The 14,584-nt window shown below is 43.5% G+C and carries 18 protein-coding genes; 8 read left to right on the top strand and 10 right to left on the bottom strand.

Going from position 1 to position 14,584, the window contains the following annotated elements:
• The first annotated feature begins 296 nt into the window (after nucleotides 1–296).
• The 4 genes from MSTHT_RS05390 (at nucleotide 297) to MSTHT_RS05375 (ending at nucleotide 2,224) form a co-directional block, all read left to right on the top strand.
• A complete protein-coding gene (locus MSTHT_RS05390; RefSeq protein ID WP_048166893.1) occupies nucleotides 297–635 on the top strand; it encodes a cupin domain-containing protein in 339 nt (112 codons plus the stop codon).
• A gap of 20 nt (nucleotides 636–655) precedes the next feature.
• Nucleotides 656–1,000 (top strand): CGGC domain-containing protein, encoded by a 345-nt coding sequence (locus tag MSTHT_RS05385; protein WP_048166892.1) that lies wholly within the window; start codon nucleotides 656–658, stop codon nucleotides 998–1,000.
• A 333-nt stretch (nucleotides 1,001–1,333) separates the two neighbouring features.
• Nucleotides 1,334–1,789: a hypothetical protein gene (locus MSTHT_RS05380; RefSeq protein WP_048166891.1), complete on the top strand. Its 456-nt coding sequence runs from the start codon at nucleotides 1,334–1,336 to the stop codon at nucleotides 1,787–1,789.
• A 66-nt stretch (nucleotides 1,790–1,855) separates the two neighbouring features.
• The gene (locus tag MSTHT_RS05375) at nucleotides 1,856–2,224 is read left to right on the top strand and encodes an ATP-binding protein (protein ID WP_048166890.1); all 369 of its coding nucleotides are present in this window, start codon (nucleotides 1,856–1,858) and stop codon (nucleotides 2,222–2,224) included.
• Nucleotides 2,225–2,381: 157 nt separating this feature from the next.
• Here MSTHT_RS05375 and MSTHT_RS05370 read toward each other — a convergent pair whose 3' ends face one another.
• Together MSTHT_RS05370 and MSTHT_RS05365 are read right to left on the bottom strand one after the other, a co-directional pair.
• Nucleotides 2,382–2,933: a hemerythrin domain-containing protein gene (locus tag MSTHT_RS05370; protein WP_048166889.1), complete on the bottom strand. Its 552-nt coding sequence runs from the start codon at nucleotides 2,931–2,933 to the stop codon at nucleotides 2,382–2,384.
• Nucleotides 2,934–3,064: 131 nt separating this feature from the next.
• Nucleotides 3,065–3,481, bottom strand: coding sequence for an ester cyclase (locus MSTHT_RS05365; protein WP_052721837.1), 417 nt, complete (start codon nucleotides 3,479–3,481; stop codon nucleotides 3,065–3,067).
• Between the two features lie 245 nt (nucleotides 3,482–3,726).
• Between MSTHT_RS05365 and MSTHT_RS15060 the strand changes: the two genes are divergently transcribed.
• The 4 genes from MSTHT_RS15060 (at nucleotide 3,727) to MSTHT_RS05350 (ending at nucleotide 6,782) form a co-directional block, all read left to right on the top strand.
• Entirely contained in the window at nucleotides 3,727–3,978 is a 252-nt protein-coding gene (locus MSTHT_RS15060) for a TrmB family transcriptional regulator (protein ID WP_231588207.1), read from the top strand.
• Nucleotides 3,979–4,150: 172 nt separating this feature from the next.
• Nucleotides 4,151–4,414, top strand: a complete 264-nt coding sequence (locus MSTHT_RS15055) for a phospholipase D-like domain-containing protein (RefSeq protein WP_231588206.1) — start codon at nucleotides 4,151–4,153, stop codon at nucleotides 4,412–4,414.
• A gap of 209 nt (nucleotides 4,415–4,623) precedes the next feature.
• A complete protein-coding gene (locus tag MSTHT_RS05355; protein WP_048166888.1) occupies nucleotides 4,624–5,025 on the top strand; it encodes a carboxymuconolactone decarboxylase family protein in 402 nt (133 codons plus the stop codon).
• A 239-nt stretch (nucleotides 5,026–5,264) separates the two neighbouring features.
• Nucleotides 5,265–6,782: a DUF4139 domain-containing protein gene (locus MSTHT_RS05350; protein ID WP_048166887.1), complete on the top strand. Its 1,518-nt coding sequence runs from the start codon at nucleotides 5,265–5,267 to the stop codon at nucleotides 6,780–6,782.
• A 228-nt stretch (nucleotides 6,783–7,010) separates the two neighbouring features.
• On the opposite strand, the gene rpsJ is transcribed toward MSTHT_RS05350, so the two are convergent.
• From rpsJ to rpoA2, 8 genes are all read right to left on the bottom strand, one after another.
• On the bottom strand, nucleotides 7,011–7,319 hold the full coding sequence (gene rpsJ, locus MSTHT_RS05345; RefSeq protein ID WP_048168406.1) for a 30S ribosomal protein S10: 309 nt from the start codon (nucleotides 7,317–7,319) through the stop codon (nucleotides 7,011–7,013).
• Nucleotides 7,320–7,356: 37 nt separating this feature from the next.
• Nucleotides 7,357–8,625: a translation elongation factor EF-1 subunit alpha gene (gene tuf / locus MSTHT_RS05340; RefSeq protein WP_048166886.1), complete on the bottom strand. Its 1,269-nt coding sequence runs from the start codon at nucleotides 8,623–8,625 to the stop codon at nucleotides 7,357–7,359.
• Nucleotides 8,626–9,000: 375 nt separating this feature from the next.
• A complete protein-coding gene (locus MSTHT_RS05335; protein WP_048166885.1) occupies nucleotides 9,001–11,193 on the bottom strand; it encodes an elongation factor EF-2 in 2,193 nt (730 codons plus the stop codon).
• A 111-nt stretch (nucleotides 11,194–11,304) separates the two neighbouring features.
• Complete coding sequence (locus tag MSTHT_RS05330) at nucleotides 11,305–11,865, bottom strand: 30S ribosomal protein S7 (RefSeq protein ID WP_048166884.1); 561 nt, start codon at nucleotides 11,863–11,865, stop codon at nucleotides 11,305–11,307.
• Nucleotides 11,866–11,871: 6 nt separating this feature from the next.
• On the bottom strand, nucleotides 11,872–12,300 hold the full coding sequence (locus MSTHT_RS05325; protein WP_048166883.1) for a 30S ribosomal protein S12: 429 nt from the start codon (nucleotides 12,298–12,300) through the stop codon (nucleotides 11,872–11,874).
• A gap of 106 nt (nucleotides 12,301–12,406) precedes the next feature.
• The gene (locus tag MSTHT_RS05320; protein WP_048168405.1) at nucleotides 12,407–12,832 is read right to left on the bottom strand and encodes a NusA-like transcription termination signal-binding factor; all 426 of its coding nucleotides are present in this window, start codon (nucleotides 12,830–12,832) and stop codon (nucleotides 12,407–12,409) included.
• A 20-nt stretch (nucleotides 12,833–12,852) separates the two neighbouring features.
• Nucleotides 12,853–13,143, bottom strand: coding sequence for a 50S ribosomal protein L30e (locus MSTHT_RS05315; protein ID WP_048168404.1), 291 nt, complete (start codon nucleotides 13,141–13,143; stop codon nucleotides 12,853–12,855).
• A 266-nt stretch (nucleotides 13,144–13,409) separates the two neighbouring features.
• Nucleotides 13,410–14,558: a DNA-directed RNA polymerase subunit A'' gene (gene rpoA2 / locus MSTHT_RS05310; RefSeq protein WP_394297019.1), complete on the bottom strand. Its 1,149-nt coding sequence runs from the start codon at nucleotides 14,556–14,558 to the stop codon at nucleotides 13,410–13,412.
• Nucleotides 14,559–14,584 lie beyond the last annotated feature (26 nt).

Raw genomic sequence — 14,584 nt, 5'->3', positions numbered from 1 at the left:
GTTCCTTATGTAAGCACCCTTAACCCCAGATCTTATCCGGGGTTCTAGGGGCAAAAATTGTTACCAGTTCTCCAAAATTGGCTCTTGGAGTAATATGAAGTTCTGAGGTAATATGAAAGCCTATGTCCAGGCATATATGGGCAGATATTAGAATTGGATATGCTGGGAAAAAGAGCAATTGATAAGTAATATAGCAATAAAAGTGATAAGTAATCAAAAATTAGCCTGAAAATCTGGTGCAGGCTATCTTGATTTAATGCTGGGAAATACAAATTATGGTCAAAAGGGGAAAATAGATGAAAATTACTGAGATGAAATCTTCACCTGAAAAGCCGAACCCCCACAATGTGAGCGTCCGGATGCTTTATGATACCGAAAACGCGCAGGCAGTACATATAGAACTCAAGCCTGGAGAAGCGTTAAAGAAACACATAACACCAGTAGATGTATTTTTTTACGTGCTTGAAGGAAAAGGAATAGTTGAGATTGGGGATGAAACAGAGGAAGTCAGCAGGGATATGTTGATTGAAAGTCCTGCTAAAATTCCTCACCGCCTTGTGAATCCTGGAAATGAGGTTTTCAGAGTGCTGGTTGTTAAAGCTCCAAGGCAAACCGAGGCTTCGCGCCTGCTGTAAGACAACTGGAATGTGTAAAGATGACCGAAAAAACAAAACCGAAAAAGATAGCTGTTGTCCGCTGTGAACTGGTCTCGGAGACCTGCCCCGGAGTGGGCTGCTTCAAAGCTTTCAATGAAAGAAAATCCAGCTTTGAGGGTTATGATGCGGATACGCAGATGATAGCATTTTTCACATGTGGGGGCTGCTCGGGCAGGAGAGTTTACCGGCTGGTGAACACCCTGAAAAAATATGGGCTAAATGCTGTGCATCTCAGCTCCTGTATGCTTATGGAAGATAGTTACCCTAAATGCCCAAACCTTGATAGTATCAGAAAAACGATCAAAGACGCAGGCATAGAAATTGTTGAAGGCACACATCATTGAAAATTGATTTACCTATTAATAATCTACTAATATGCAACTAGCAACATAATATACAACTAGCAGCACGCATGCTTACTAGAAGACAACGCAGGGGAGTAAAGATAAAACTATTGTGGATAAAAACTATTCTGCGCCCTGAGTTCCTGTAAATTAAGTAATTTCGAGACTGAAACATGGGGTTCACCTAGAGTGAAGCTTTTTGCAGATATAGTTTTTAGGGGAACGCATTGCGAACATTGCTTTTTAAAAATAAACTATCTTTTAACGAAATTAAACAAGTTTAAAAAATTAACTTGTGAATAGAATCCGCCGAAATATGCCAAGGTCGATAATATGAGCCGTGATATCACTGGGGATCGGAGAATTGAAGATGATGAGAACTACGAAGGTGCAGACCTTGAACTTCGGGATATTCCCCTTCCAAATACGGGAAATATCCTATATTCAATTCTAAGTTCTTTAAACCATAATATTGCAAACTTTTACGCTTATACAAAATTCAGAGACTATCTTTCCCAGAACACTCTGGATCTGGAACTTCTCCAGAGAAGCATGAGTATTCACAGGGACTTCTCAGCCCTGCTGTTACACACAAAAGAAGAACTGGTACTTATTTATCCGGAGCTTCTGGAAAAAACTGAGAAGTTATTATTCAAGGGGGGAACAGGTACGGATCTCATAGATTATACCCGTAAAATGTGCAAATTAGTTAACGATTATAAAAAATTGCTGCACAGGGAAGGCTATTTGCCGGACCTCAGAATGCAACTATCGATGGACGACATTTGAGTCCTGTCTTTAGATATACATATCAAACAATTTTTAACAGAAAAATCCTGAGAGAGGATCGATTTAATGGTAAAACGAATGATAATAAAAATTGACGAAAAAAAATGTACAGGTTGCGGAAAATGTGTTGCGCCCTGCGCCGAAGGTGCTATTGAAATCATTAATGGGAAAGCAAAAGTCATATCTGAAGAACTTTGCGACGGTATGGGTTTCTGCATAGGGGTCTGTCCAGAAGGCGCAATATCGATCGAAGAGAGACACACTGTCGAGTTTGACCGGGAGAAAGCAGAGGCTCAGCCCAAGAAAAGAGATATCTCAATCCAGTGTTTCTCCTGCGGTGCCGGTGAAGATATCAGCTACCTCCTTCCTATCAGGCACAACATGCAAAGCCTGTGGGTCTGCACCCGCTGCCTTCCTAAGCTGATCCACGGTTAATTTTTTCAATCTCTTGATCAAAACCGTTGCTCTGCAACCCTTTTAGGGCTAAGGGATAAGTTTCTCAAATCCAAAGGTTACGTCGTTTTCGCTCAAGCCTTTTTTGAAAAGGCTTGCGCTCAAGCAGTTTTTTCTAAAAGGTTTGCGGCTCTACGGCTTACTTGGGTTTAATGTAAATATCTCTCATAGCGTGTAGCCATCTGTGGAATTCCTCATGCTTTCCGGGACCTATTATTTCAATTTCCACAGCTTCAAAACGTTCCAGCAAATCTTTCTGAACAGTCTCTGAAAGGTGCGTGTCAGCCATCGGGAAAAGCTTATTGTCTTCTTTTTCAATATGCGGATTTAGAAGTTGAATATAGGCTCTCGAATTCTCAACTATAGCTGAAAATTCTCTATTGCCCTTTTCTGAAGCTGCTTTTTCTATTCTGTTGACATACTGCCTTGCCTCTTCATGTTCTTTTTTAAGTGAGGCTATTAACTCTCCTGAACCGGAAATTCCTGCTTTTTCCATTTCAGGAAAAAGGTAAGCTTCCTCCTTTGTGTGGTGGCATCTATCAACAAATACTCTCATAAATTCTATCAGTCCGTCAAGATGCTCCTGCTCAACACTTTTCCCGGATTCTATATTTGTGCACATTCCATCAAGGATTCTCAGCATCAGTTTAACAGCTTTGTGTTCCTCTTTTAGGTCAACTGTAGGTCTCATCTTACTCCCCTTATATTAGAAAAATACTTCATCTCTGAGCTTATACATTTCCTTTCTTGTGTATCCTTCTATTTTTACCCCATATCCTGCTCAAACTGTCTGGAATATCTGATCAGATTAACCCCTGATGGTCAGGGTGAAGAGAAAATTCCTAGCTGCTGCATGAGCCCAAGTAGGTTAACCTCACCCCATAACTCTGCAATCTTACCATCTTTAATGCGGAAAATCTCTATACCAGTTATGGTTATAGGCTTGCCTGTAGCCGGTAAATTCATGAAATCGCCGCTATGTATGCCTCGAGCTGTAAAACGGGCGACCACTTTATCACCTTCAGCAACCATATCCTCAATTGTAACATTGAGGTGCTCGAAGGCTGACCTGCATGTAGTAATTACTTCCTTTATTCCTTCAATTCCCGCTGGAGCAGGTAGGGGAACATGCATAGTGAAATCAGGTGATAACAGTTCATTAACAGCATTTATATCCCCCTTACAAGGTCCTACTTCGAAAAATTGACGAACTATTGCTTTGTTCTCTTCTGTGTACATGTTTTCTTCTTTCCTTTTTCTGATAAAAGTTAATACTGACTCAATTCCAATCGGGTGTAAAAACTATAGTAAGAACTATATTATCGTTAATATATGAATTTGGGGAGGAAAGGTACTTAAAATTATTTGGAGACTTTGAAAATAAAATGGAGATTTTTTATTGGAGCTTATTTTTTAGGAATATTTTTTAAGTTTCTAACTGTTAAATCACCTTTGTAAAAGAAAAGGCTACTTCAGGATATCGGTTGACGGCTTATGAAGCAGCCGCATACCTTTCTCTTTTAAAATTCGGGGTTTCTGGAGCAAATTCTATTTGTAAAGACGCCGACGTACCCTATGGGAAGATATATACTGTGCTTGAATCTCTTGCAGGAAAGGGTTTTGTAGAAATCCAGGTCTCAAGACCAAAAAAATTCAGGGCAGTTGATCCTGAAATAGCTTTAAATTCCTTTTTTGAGAAGCGAAAATTTGAGGCAGAAAGAGATATCGAAGCTTGAAAAGGCTCTGTTGAAGAGGCAAAACAGGTTCTTAAAAACGTTCCTGTTCAAAAGCAAAAGGATGAGATTTTCTGGACGACTGCCGTAACTGAGTCTGAAATCAGGAAGTTTGCCATTTCGGTTTATAGCGAGGTAAAAAAAGTCATTATGTTTAATTCCTCCTGCCTTTGGCATGTCCATAATTGCCAGCTTGCTGCCCGAAGTTTTGAGAGCTATTGACCGCGGGGTCAAAATCAGGCTGCTTGTATCCCATCGTTTTACACCGCTTTCTTCTTTGCTTTCAATGCAGGGAGAAGAAAATTTTGGCATGTTTAAAAAAGGCGTCGATATAAGGTTTACCAAGAATCTTAACTCCTGTTTCGGTATTATTGATGAGAGTGCTGTGGTGCTATCTCAGCTTCACCCCACGATAGTGACCGTATTCTTTCGGTTATAAAAATCTGGGATACAGGGCTTGCAACGAGTCTGGGTAAGGAATTTGAGCTCCTGTGGAATGGGGGAGAAATATTTGATCTTGACAAATCATCTGGAGACGAGTTAAGGAGCTTCAGGAATAGATAAATAATATACATACAGATACAATAATACTAAATTAATAGCTGATATCTAATATATTCAGTTGAATTTCAGTGGGGATTGATAAATATGGAAGAATATGGGGAAGGATGTTGCGGCGGCGTTCGTCGGGAAGAACAGGAAGATCTTGAACATGAAGAGTTACTGGAAAGCATGAGCGAGAAGCTGGGTTTCACACCACACATTCTTGAGATCGTTGGAGAGCTTGACAGTGAATTTCTTAAAAAGTATAATCGATGCAATAAAAAGTTACTGTCAGACGGAGCTCTATCTGCAAAAACAAAAATCCTTGTAGCACTTGCTGTTGTTGCATCCAAGCAATGTGAAAGATGCACAGTTGTGCAGATGCAGAGTGCACTCAACAACGGAGCTACAAAAGAAGAAATAATGGGGCTTATGGATGTTATATTCATAACCTCAGGGGCACCTGCTGTAGCAGCTTGCAGGGATGCATTGAAGTTGCTAAAGTAATCAATTATTCGTTTTATAGAGAGTTCCTGAGTGCCTTATTCAATTAATGGCAATTGAGGTATTATACAGAGTGATATAAAACTTCTCTAATAATGCCTTATTTTTTATTTTCCCTCTTTTAATAAGCTCATTCTGTATTTTTTTGAAGAATATCTATTCAGAATTTGAGTTTTTAAGTGTAACTTCCCCCGAATTCTCAATAAAGCACATATATATAAAATTAAATTACATTTAATAGTATGGGAGTGAAGAAACTTCTCTTCTGGCTTATATTGGGATTCTTTGGGGGAATGCTGCTTTTTTCAAACCTGGTTCCCCTGAGTATGGGAGTTATAGCTCAGGAATACGAGCCTGCAAATAATACGACCGCAATTAACACAGGTGCTGGCATTGAATCCGTGATCAGGTCACCAAGGATCGCAGGAAACCTGACCTCAGACACTTCGATAAATTTAACCTCAGAAGCGGGTGGAGGGGTTGTGGAAAATTCTGAGATTACGATTTATGAACAGGGAATTGCCCTTGTGAAGGAAAGGCGAGAGATCGAGCTGCAAAGTGGGGTCAATCAGGTTGAGTACACGGATATTCCTTCCGGAATAGACCCGACTTCTGTTATCATCGAGGATGCGGAATATGAGGATACTGCTGTACTTGAGCAGAACTACGAGTATGACGTTTTGGACAGTTCGAATCTGCTTGAAAAATACCTTGGCAGAGAAGTCAATGTAACCGACAGGAACGGTGAAATGTATACCGGCACATTGTTAAGTCATTCAGGCAACAGCATAGTTCTTAAAACCGAAGCAGAACAGGTCGTGGTAATTGAGGACTTCTCAAAAGTCGAACTTGCAGATTCGTCCGGGCTTTCTATAAGACCCGCTCTCATATGGCAGATTTATTCTCCTGTATCCGGGGCGAGGGAACTTTTAATTTCCTACCTGACGAGCGGAATGAACTGGAAGGCGGCTTATATCCTGATGAGCAATGCGGAGAATACCGAGGCAGATATTAGAGGATGGGCTAACATTGACAACAGGGCAGGAATAACCTTTGAAAATGCAGTTCTGAAGCTAGTTTCAGGCCAGATAAATCGTGTTTCTGAAGCAGCGACTCCGGTTATGGAAGAAAGAGCCGTTGCTGACGAAAGAGCAACGCAAACACCCTTTGTCCAGGAGCCTCTTTTTGAGTACCATCTATATACCCTTGAAAACCCGGTAACCCTGGAAAATAACCAGGCAAAGCAGATTTCTCTGCTGTCTGCCAATTCAGTGCCCATAGAAAAGAAGCTGATCTATGATAGTTCTGTGAGTGAGAGAATCCTGGCTTATCTTACGCTTCAAAACACAAACGAAAGCGGGCTTGGGATGCCTGTTCCAGCAGGAGTTATGAGAATTTACAGTACTGATTCTTCAGGAGAGCTCCAGTTCCTTGGGGAAGACCGGATAAAACACACTCCTGAAGGCGAGGAGTTAAGAGTGAGTGTGGGCTCAGCTTTCGATCTGACAGCCAGGCGGAATGAAACCGATTACCAGCGCATAAGCGATAATGTAGAGCGGGTCACCTATCAGATCGAAATTAATAACAGTAAATCTGAGGATCAGCCCGTCACGATTGTGGAGCACCTCTACGGGGAATGGGAAATCCTGGAAAGTTCAGACAGTTATGAAGAAATCAATGCCTTTACGATAGAATTCAGAGTAACGGTGCCTGCCAGAGGGACGAAACTTGTCACTTATACAGTAGAACGCCGTTTCTGAGGATATAATGATAAAAGGAGAACGCAAGAAGAGCGTAAGAACGCAAGAAGATAATGAAGAGATTTATAGTTTGCAGAGAAGCTGGCGAGAAAAACGTCTGATTCGACGGTCGCCGGCAATCTTCTCAAATTTATATTAAGAGGAATATGACATTCTGGAATAAAGAAGTGAAAAAGATGTTTGCAAGACCGGGTACAGAGAATTTCTGTAGCCTGTCTTTTTTCTCGGTTACCCTTCGAGTACGATCTCGATATTGATATCTTTAGGGACCTGAATTCTCATAAGCTGACGGAGTGCCCTCTCATCAGCAGCAATATCGATGAGGCGCTTGTGTACGCGCATCTCCCAGGGATCCCAGGTTGCAGTTCCATCACCGCTCGGGCTCTTTCTTGTAGGAACTACAAGTTTCTTTGTGGGAAGCGGAACAGGTCCCGAAATACTAACTCCTGTCCTTTCCGCAATAGATTTTACCTGGTCGCAGACTCCGTCCAGATCTTTGGGACTGATGCCTGACAGTCTTATTCTAGCTTTTTGCATACCTTTTTTCTCCTCAAAAAAATGAAAAAGGAGAGTGTTATTTCTGTTTAACACTCATGCACATGCCGGCAGCAATGGTCATACCCATATCACGGATAGCGAACCTGCCGAGCTGTGGAATTTCTTTTACGGGCTCAATAACCATCGGCTTTGTCGGTTTGATTGTAACGATTGCTGCATCTCCTGCTTTGAGGAAGGTTGGGTTTTCTTCCTTAACCTGCCCGGTCTTCGGGTCCAGCTTCTTGTTAAGTTGAATTAGCTGGCATGCGATCTGGGCGGTGTGGGCGTGGAATACTGGAGTGTATCCGGCAGTGATTGCGGAGGGGTGCTGCAGAACAACAATCTGTCCTACAAACTCATCGGCAACCTTTGGTGGGTTGTCAACATGACCACAAACGTCTCCTCTGCGGACATCGTTCTTGCCGATACCACGGACGTTCCAGCCTATGTTGTCTCCGGGGACTGCCTGTGGAATTTCTTCGTGGTGCATCTCAATGGACTTAACCTCACCGGATGCTCCGCCAGGCATGAAGATGACCTTGTCACCCTTCTTCATGACACCGGTTTCAACTCTGCCTACTGGTACAGTTCCGATACCTGAAATGGTGTATGCATCTTCGACAGGGATCCTGAGTGGAAGGTTGGATGGTTTTTCTGGCTCTTTAAGGTTGTTAAGAGCTTCCATCATGGTTGGACCATTGTACCAGGGGGTCTTGTCGCTGCGATTAAGAACGTTGTCACCGAAGAATGCGGAGATTGGAATGAAGGGAATTTCGTTTGGCTTGTACCCGATCATCTTAAGGATACCGGAAACCTGCTCGACTACTTCCTTATATCTCTTCTCGTCGTAATTTGCTGCATCCATTTTGTTGATTGCGACAATAAGCTGGTTGATACCGAGGGTTCTGGAAAGGAAAATGTGTTCCTTGGTCTGAGCCATTACGCCATCGGGAGCTGCAACGACAAGGACAGCTGCATCAGCCTGGGAGGCACCTGTGATCATGTTCTTAACGAAGTCACGGTGACCAGGGCAGTCTACAACTGTGAAGTAGTACTTTTCGGTGTCGAATCTCTTGTGAGCGATGTCAATTGTAATACCTCTTTCACGCTCTTCCTTAAGAGAGTCCATAACCCATGCAAAGGCGAAAGATTCTTTACCCTTCTGCTTTGCTTCTTCCTTGTATTTTTCAATGATGTGTGGAGGTACAGCTCCTGCATCATACATTAAGCGTCCTACAAATGTTGATTTTCCATGGTCGATGTGACCAATCACTGCTAAGTTCAAGTGTGGTTTTTCTGCTGCCATATTAAAATTCTCCTGTAATTCTGGATGAGTTTCAATGGTATATCAAATATTTACTATATTAAGATTAGGGCGGATCCCAATATTGATTCACACGTTTCTATGTTTTTACGTCTCATCAATATTTGATCAATATTAATACTTGATCAATTTTTCAGCATCTTTTTCCGAACTTCTTCGTGAACCGCTGCTCTCTGAATTTTTCAGTGGCCTGGACGTTTTCCCCAATATAGGCATACCTTATCTTAAAGCTTTCCGATTGACCGTATTTCCAGATCGATAGGGATTCTCTTCCCTTCGAGATCAGTCAGGTACTTTTTCTATCCTGCTGGAAGACAGGTATAACCTAAAAATATTAAGGTAAAGCGGAAAATCCGCTTACATTGAAAGGAAGTCGGAAGGTTTGGGCAGTTCCTTCTTCAGTCCTTTCCTTTCTCTAATCTGGCCAACAATTTCATTCTGGAGGCTGGAAGGCACAAAGTCAAAGCCTCCAAACTCTGTGCTCCACATTGCGCGCCCCTCAGTTGCAGACCTGATCTCACCTGCAAATCCGAACATCTCAGCTACAGGCACTCTGGCCTCAATGATTGCCAGGTCTCCTTCCGTGGTCATATTAAGAATAACCCCACGGCGGCCCTGCAGTTCTTTTGTTGCACCACCCATTAAAAGCTGGGGCACCTGGACAAAGACCTTCTGGTAAGGCTCGAGCAGGGTGTCGTCAGCCATAAGCATACCTGCCTGGATTGCCTGCCTTGCAGCAGGAATAACCTGAGCCGGACCTCTGTGGATTGCATCCTCGTGAAGCTTGGCATCTACGAGCACGCATTTTACATTTGCAACTGGCTCCCTTGTGAGCGGGCCTGCACGCATAACTTCTTCAAATCCGTCAAGCACGAGTTCCATTGTCTCATTCAGGTACTGGATACCTTTGGTCATATCAATGAAGATATTGGAATTGAAGATCCCAACAATGCCTTTTGCCTCTTCTTTGTCCATCCCGAGTTCAATGAGCTTCTGCCTGCGTTCAAGTTCGGGCATTTCCATGGTAATGTCGCCGGCTTTGATAGCATTGACAATCTCAGGGTCAAGAGGCTCAACATAGATATAGAACCTGTTGTGCCTGTTCGGAGATTTTCCTTCTACAGGTTCGATCTTCTTCTTAACGGTTTCCCTGTAAACGACAATTGGCTTGCTCGTGGTGATTTCCACGTTTTTGTCCCTTTCGATCCTGTGGGCAATAACCTCAAGGTGAAGTTCTCCCATACCTGCCATAAGGTGCTCCCCGGTTTCCTCGTCAAGAGTGATCTGAAGGGTCGGGTCTTCCTTTGCAACCTGTCTGAGAACCTCAATCAGTTTGGGCAGGTCCTTGGTGTGCTTGGCTTCTACAGCTACAGTCACCACGGGCTCGCTTACGTGCCTTATGCTCTCGAAAGGTGTCATACCTTCAAGGGTTGTTACGGTGGAACCCACGATTGCTTCTTTAAGACCGGTAACTGCAGCAATGTTTCCTGCAGGAATCTTGTCCACTTCAAGCCTTTCGGGACCCATGAAGATACCCACCTGCTGGACCCTGCTCTTCTTTATACTGCCTGAGGTGTAGACTTCCATGCCACGAGTAAGAGAGCCACTGAATAACCTTCCAGTTGCAACCTCACCTGCATGAGGATCAACGGAAATGTCAGTCACCATGAATGCGAGCTCTCCGTCTGCATTTGCGTTGATCATAGACTGTCCGATCTCAGATTTCGTATCCCCATGCCATATAATAGGTACCCTTTCCTTCTGGGCTTCAATCGGGTTTGGCAGGAAGTGAATGACCATATCAAGCACAGCTTCGTGCAGCGGGCACTTCTCAGCCAGGGACTTCATGTCTCCAGCTTTACAGTAGTCGAATACTTCCTTAAAGGAGATCCCTGTTTTCTTCATCATAGGCACACTGATTGCCCAGTTGTAAAGTGCGGACCCGAAAGCAACAGTTCCGACTGCAGCGTCAACTTTCCAGCCTGCCTTGTACTTTTCAGGGTTCATGTTTTTAATGAGATTGTTCACGTGATCAATGACCTTTCCAAGACGGACCTGCATTTCCTGAGCATCGACCTGCAGCTCATTGATCAGCCTGTCTACTTTATTAACGAAAAGTACGGGTTTGACGTGTTCCCTGAGAGCCTGTCTCAGTACGGTCTCAGTCTGGGGCATTGTACCTTCGACTGCATCCACGACCACGACTGCCCCATCCACAGCTCTCATGGCACGGGTAACGTCCCCACCGAAGTCAACGTGCCCTGGGGTGTCGATCAGGTTGATCAGGTAATCTTCATTGTCAAAAGTGTGAACCATTGAAACGTTAGAGGCGTCAATTGTGATACCTCTTGCCTGTTCTTCTTCATCGGAGTCCATGAACAACTGTCTGCCAGCAAGTTCCTTTGAAATCATGCCGGCGCCGGCTAACAGGTTGTCCGATAATGTAGTTTTTCCATGGTCAATATGCGCAACGATACCGATATTTCTAATTTTTGTCGGCTCATTCATGAGCGTTATTACGCGCTCGACCATCTTCTTTCTTCGTCCCATGCTAATACCTTTCTAATCAAATGTAATTTGTCATATAATCAATTTTTAAATCGGGCAACCCACGTAATTTGTTATATAATCACTTTTAAATCGGGCAACCCACATAAACGATTAGCGTGCTGCCTTTGCAACTCTTTCCTTTGCATCTTTTCTGTTGATAGAGAAGGTTTTCGTGTCATAATTTGCAGCGCCTATCAATTCCGTTGCCAGACATTCTGCGATCGAACGCTTGGATTTAAAGGCCGCGTTATTAGCTCCCATACTGATATAGCGCAGAGCTGTATCCACACGCCTCTGGGGTGCAGTGTCTACTGCTTTTGGCACGGAGATTCCGCCATACTTCAGCCTCACTACTTCTTCCCTTGGGCCTGCGTTGGCAATGGCGTCCACAAGTACCTGGATAGGGTTCTGCTGAGTCTTCCTGTTCACGATATCAAAAGCCTCTTCAATTATGCGAAGAGTCCTCTGCTTCTTTCCAGTGTTTGCTTCCTTCCTCATCAGGTTGTTTGCCAGACGTTCCACAATGGAAATCTCGGATTTGTTAAACTGCTGCCTTGCATGCTTTCCGCTGCTGTGTGGAACAATGACAGGAGTAAGATTGACATAACGCTTAATTCCGAGGTCTCTGACTTCAACTTCAGTCGGGTCCCATTTACCGAATATTTTGTACAAGGATTATCATCTCCTGGGTTTTTCCATTCTACCGATGACCAGCTCTTTCAGGGACACGTTATTTACGGCAATCACTTTGAAGCGTACACCTGGAATATCACCCATAGCACCACCCATGCGGCCTCCAATCCTTTCTACGGTCACTTCATCGTGTTCATCGATGAAATTCACTGCGCCGTCCCCTGGACAGAAAGCAGTTACCTGACGCCCATTTTTGATGAGCTGGATTCTTACGCATTTGCGGATAGCTGAGTTTGGCTGCTTGGCTTCAACTCCCACTTTCTCTAATACAATACCCCGACCCTGTGGTGCACCACCTAATGGATCGGCTTTCACGTTCAGCCCAAGCATACGCCTGCTGTAGTTTGTATCTTTCCAGCGGGCATTCTTCCTGGTCTGTTTGAGGATATTAGCTGCATATTTTCCTTTAGCCATTATTAATTTCTCCAAGTTAAAAATTGATCTCAGTTTTCTAGAGGCATACTTGATGCCAAACAGTCTTTCAACGCCGGATTAATGGATCAACGTAAATTATGATCGATTACTGCAAGATTACATCTTCTATGTTATGATGGCGACGGGCAAGCATCTTTACTTTTTCGATGTTCTTCCCGTTGCGGCCTATAGCAAGACCCTTCTCTTTATTGGGTACCTCTACATAAGCTAAACGCTTGCCATTTTTGTTTATAATGTTTACCGAACTCACGGACACTGGTCCGAAAGCGTTCTTCAAGAAGGCTACAGGGTCATCTGAATATTCCACAAGTTCTATGGGTTTATCCAGGGCTTTTTTAACACGGTTTATATTTTCTCCATTTTTGCCTATAGCAAGCCCCATATCACCCTGTTTTACGACATAAACGAGCCTTTCCTCTTCAGGGATACAGTCGAGAATTTTGGCTCGTGTCATATTTTCAAATAACGCAATGTACTGGATGCTTTCTGCAGTAAGTCTTATTTCACCCAAAACGTTGCCAACTCCTTCTATCAAACTGTAGCTGCCAGGATATCAGATTCTCCTACATCGAGAATTGCCATGGCTGCAATCGTAAAAGGCTTGCCACATACGGGGCCGAGTTCTACACTTGTGCCTTCATACTCCAGAACAGGGACATTTGTTGCCTGAACTTTCTGTTTAATGTCTTCCGGGCAGTTTGATGCCAAAACTACCATTTTTGCTTTGCCTTCTGCAGCTGCTTCTATGGTTCGGTTGGCTCCAATAATTACTTTTCCTGTTTTCACAGCCTTGATAAGAGATTTATCAACATTGATCTTCATTTTCATCAACTCTGTCTCAAATGAGCTCGTCTACTCGACCTCTTTCTTAATAAAGATTTTCCAATCTCGGTGAATATATGGTACTCTAAATACCTGATGCCTTATATTTATTTTCTGGTTAAGAGCCTCGCGGACTCAAGTTTTTGTAGCAGGATTCTTTGAGTCTTATAAAGGTTAATGTATGCCTGATCTGGACTGGTCTTCTATCAGGCTACACGTTTAAATAATTATAGGTTGAGTTTCAGGTCAAAAACCGAAACTTCACCTTACTCAGCTTCAACTTCGCTTTTTCTTCGGCTTATCAGGTGTACGTCCCCGGTACCCATACGGATAGGCTGACCGACAATAATGTTTTCCGTAACACCCTGAAGCTGGTCTACGTCCCCACGCATCCCTGCATCCAGCAGGTGATTTACTGTAACCTCAAAAGCTGCACGGGCAAATACACTTGCCTTCTCACCTGAGATTCCGTGCCTTCCTATCTGCTTTACTTCTCCATCGCAGGTCATGAGGTCAGCCACAAGCATAATGTGGCGAATATCCACAGTAAGACCCTGTTCGCGCAGGGTATCGGTTGCTTCCTTAATAATCGCATTTCTTGCAGCTTCTATCCCAAGCACTTCATAGATCTCATTGATATTATTCGTGCTTGTCCTTGTTTTATCTACACCTTCAAACTGAAGAACTTCACGCAGGGCCGAGCCTTCGGTATAGAGGGTATATTCTTCCCCTTCCTTACGAACCACTACGCGCTTGATTCCTTCAACGCCTTTCAGAGTGACGTTGTGGATGCTCTTTGCAAGCTGGAGAAGTTCCCTGTAAGAAGGCTCTCCAGGGGCAATAATAATCTGGTTGTCTATATCCGGGGAAATGGTAACCTTCGCATTCAGTTCATCGCTTAACTTTTCCTTTACCTGGTCTATAGTAATGTTCCTGCTTTCCATTGCTTTTTCATGCAGGTCTATTATCAGCTGCATCTGGGAAAGATCGGTTGTCACATCAGCAATGTGATCTACCTTGGTCGCTTCAATTTCCCAGGCAAGAGCTCTTGTTTTCTCCCTGTTGTAAGCATAGTCATCTGGATGTTCTTTGGAAAGGGCAATTGTCATCATAGGAGTACTCGGAATTTTCCTTGCGTCCACGATTTCGATAAGACGGGGCAGACCGAGAGTAACGTTAATCTCGGCGACACCAGCATAGTGGAAGGTACGCATCGTCATCTGGGTACCCGGCTCTCCTATAGACTGGGCTGCAACCACACCGGCAGCATCACAGGGCTCAATGCATGAGGCCTGATACTCTTCCATCAACCTTTCTATAATCTCTTCCATTTCCTTCTTGCTTACACCCGCTTTAATGGCGTCTTCCCTAAGCGTATTAAGGATATTTGAAGGAAGAGGCAGATCTTTTATCATGCTATCGATTGTAGCTTCACTGATAC

The organism is Methanosarcina thermophila TM-1, assembly GCF_000969885.1.
In the GTDB taxonomy this organism is placed as follows: Archaea; Halobacteriota; Methanosarcinia; order Methanosarcinales; family Methanosarcinaceae; genus Methanosarcina; species Methanosarcina thermophila.
The sequence above is the reverse complement of the archived record's forward strand: the minus strand, read 5'-3'. Positions and strand labels throughout refer to the sequence as shown.